Source organism: Zoogloea dura, assembly GCF_012927165.1.
Lineage (GTDB): Bacteria > Pseudomonadota > Gammaproteobacteria > Burkholderiales > Rhodocyclaceae > Zoogloea > Zoogloea dura.
The window spans coordinates 1-3,005 of sequence record NZ_JABBGA010000067.1; the positions used below are offsets into that span (position 1 = coordinate 1).

The window sequence follows — 3,005 nt, forward strand, 5'->3', positions numbered from 1 at the left end:
AGACCGGCCGCGCCGTCGCCTTCATGATGGACGACGCACTCCTCTACGGCGAAATGGCCAAGGCCAAGCGCCCCGCCGAATGGACCGTCACCGGCGCCCCGCAGAGCTTCGAAGCCTACGGCTGCATGATGAGAAAGGACGACCCGGGCTTCAAGAAGCTCGTCGACAGCGCCCTGGCCAAGGCCATGACCTCCGGCGAGGCCGAGGCCATCTACAAGAAGTGGTTCAGCCAGCCCATCCCCCCCAAGGGCCTGAACCTCAACTTCCCCCTCTCCGACGCCATGCAGAAGCTGTTCAAGGCCCCCAACGACAAGGCCTTCGAGTAAGCCTCCGAACAAGCCGTCCCTCCCCATAAACACAAATCCAGCGGAGCCTCCCTCATGAAGACTGTTCAGCACCTCACCCTGGCAAGCCTTGCAACGCTTGCCGCCCTCGCCAGCCTGTCCGCCCAAGCCGATGACGGCGTGGTGATCTACGGCCGCCTCAACGCCACCTTCGAGAACGTCAGCGTCTCCGGCGGCCACTCCCGCACCATGGTTAACGACAACGCCTCCCGCATCGGCTTCCGCGGCACCGAAGACCTGGGCGGCGGCATGGCGGTGATCTACCAGATCGAGAGCCGCATCCGCGTCGACGGCAGCGACTCCAGCACGCCCCTGGCCACCCGCGACAGCTGGGTCGGCCTGCGCACCCAGCAGGGCACCCTGCGCCTGGGCCGCTCCCTCGGCCCCATCTACTACGCCCTGTACGACTACATCAGCATGCACAACCACGACACCGGCACCTCGTCGGATGCGCTGCTGTCGTCGGTCATCTTCGGCAACTCCAACGCCGCCGGCGGGCGCATGAACAACCAGATCTGGTACACCAGCCCGAAGCTCGGCGGCTTCACCTTCGACGCCACCTACGCCCTGCTGGCCGAAGAGCCCGCCGCCAGCGGCTCCAACCGCACGCCCCACAACCTGGGCCTGGTGACCAGCTACGACGCCGGCCCGCTGCACGCCGCCGTCAGCTACGCCTCCACCCAGAACACCACCAACCTCGACAGCACCGGCACCAGCGTGCGCTTCAACAACGACCGCGCGGTGACCGCCGGCGGCGCCTACAACTTCGGCCCGGTGGTGGTCGGCGGCCTGTTCGAGCGCTCCAAGCGCAGCACCCTCAGCGAAGACATGACCCGCAACTACTGGCGCGTCTCGGCCATGGTGCCGATGGGCCCGCATGAATTCCACGCCAACTACGGCCGCGCCGGCGACTACAGCGGCACCAACGACACCGCCGCCGCCCAATACACCCTGGCCTATAACTACAACCTGTCCAAGCGCACCAAGCTCTACACCTACTACACCAAGATCGACAACGACGCCGCCAAGCGCTCCGGCGGCGGCGGCGCCTACAGCTTCCTGGGCACCGCCCCCGGCCTGGACAACAGCTCCGTGGCCCTCGGCATCCGCCACAACTTCTGATCGCCCCCACCCCCACACTCGTAAAGGAAACCGATCATGACCCTCTTCCGCATCCGCCCCATCGCCCTCTCCTGTCTGCTCGCCGCCGGCCTCGCCGGCAGCCTTGGCGTACACGCCGAGGACAAGGCCCGCGTCGTCATCCTGGCCACCGGCGGCACCATCGCCGGGGCTGGCGCCAGCGTGGCCAACAGCGCCACCTACCAGGCCGCCAAGGTACCGGTGGACAAGCTCATCGCCGGTGTGCCGGAGCTCAAGAACCTGGCCGACGTGCGTGGCGATCAGGTCTTCCAGATCGCTTCCGAGAGCTTCACCAATGAACACCTGATCACCCTCGGCAAGCGCGTCGCCGCGCTGGCCCGCCAGGCCGACGTGGACGGCATCGTCATCACCCACGGCACCGACACCCTGGAAGAGACCGCCTACTTCCTGAACCTGGTGCTCAAGACCGACAAGCCGGTGGTGGTGGTGGGCTCCATGCGCCCGGGCACCGCCATGTCGGCCGACGGCATGCTCAACCTGTACAACGCCGTGGCCGTGGCTGCCACCAAGGACGCGGCCGGCAAGGGCGTGCTGGTCACCATGAACGACGAGATCCACACCGGCCGCGACGTAAGCAAGACGGTCAACATCAAGACCGAAGCCTTCAAGAGCCCGTGGGGCCCGCTGGGCATGATCGTCGAGGGCAAGACCTACTGGTTCCGCGCCCCGGCCAAGCGCCACACCACCGGCACCGAGTTCGACATCGACAAGCTCGACAAGCTGGCCCCGGTGGACATCGCCTACGGCTACGGCAACGCCACCCCCACCGCCTATAAGGCCTTCGCCGAAGGCGGCGCCCGCGCGCTGATCCATGCCGGCACCGGCAACGGCTCGGTGAGCGGCGCAGTGGTGCCGGCCCTGCAGGAACTGCGCGGCAAGGGCGTGCAGATCATCCGCTCCTCCCGCGTGGTGGGCGGCGGCTTCGTGCTGCGCAACGCCGAACAGCCCGACGACAAGTACGACTGGGTGGTGGCCCACGACCTCAACCCGCAGAAGGCCCGCATCCTCGCCTCGGTGGCCCTGACCAAGACCAGCGACGCCAAGGAACTGCAGCGCATGTTCATGGAGTACTGATCGACGGCCCTGCGGGGGCCTTGCACGGGCCCCTGCAGCACGACCCTTATTTCAAAAGGAATCGACAATGAGTTACCAATGGAACTGGGGCATCTTCCTGAGCCCCGCGGCCTCCGGTGACGGGACCTACCTCGGCTGGATGCTCTCCGGCCTGCAGACCACGGTCCTGCTGTCCCTGTCCGCCTGGCTCATCGCCCTCGCCCTGGGCAGCCTCATGGGCGTGCTGCGCACCGTGCCCCACAAGGGCCTCGCCACCCTCGCCGCCACCTATGTCGAGGTCTTCCGCAACATCCCCCTGCTCGTCCAGCTCTTCATCTGGTACTTCGTGCTGCCCGAGCTGCTGCCCTTCGGACTCGGCGATGCCTTCAAGCAGAAGCTCGACCCGGTCACCCAGCAGTTCGTCTCCGCCATGGTCTGCCTCGGTTT

4 protein-coding genes are annotated in these 3,005 nt (G+C 66.8%); all 4 read left to right on the forward strand.

What is annotated here, in order from left to right; translation table 11 throughout:
• The coding region (locus HHL15_RS26025) for a transporter substrate-binding domain-containing protein (RefSeq protein ID WP_169148673.1) at positions 1 to 326 on the forward strand (326 nt) is incomplete at its 5' end.
• A gap of 54 nt (positions 327 to 380) precedes the next feature.
• On the forward strand, positions 381 to 1,466 hold the full coding sequence (locus HHL15_RS26030; protein ID WP_169148674.1) for a porin: 1,086 nt from the start codon (positions 381 to 383) through the stop codon (positions 1,464 to 1,466).
• A 36-nt stretch (positions 1,467 to 1,502) separates the two neighbouring features.
• The gene (locus HHL15_RS26035) at positions 1,503 to 2,579 is read left to right on the forward strand and encodes an asparaginase (protein ID WP_169148675.1); all 1,077 of its coding nucleotides are present in this window, start codon (positions 1,503 to 1,505) and stop codon (positions 2,577 to 2,579) included.
• 67 nt (positions 2,580 to 2,646) lie between these two features.
• A partial coding sequence (locus HHL15_RS26040; protein WP_169148676.1) for an ABC transporter permease subunit occupies positions 2,647 to 3,005 on the forward strand: 359 nt, incomplete at its 3' end.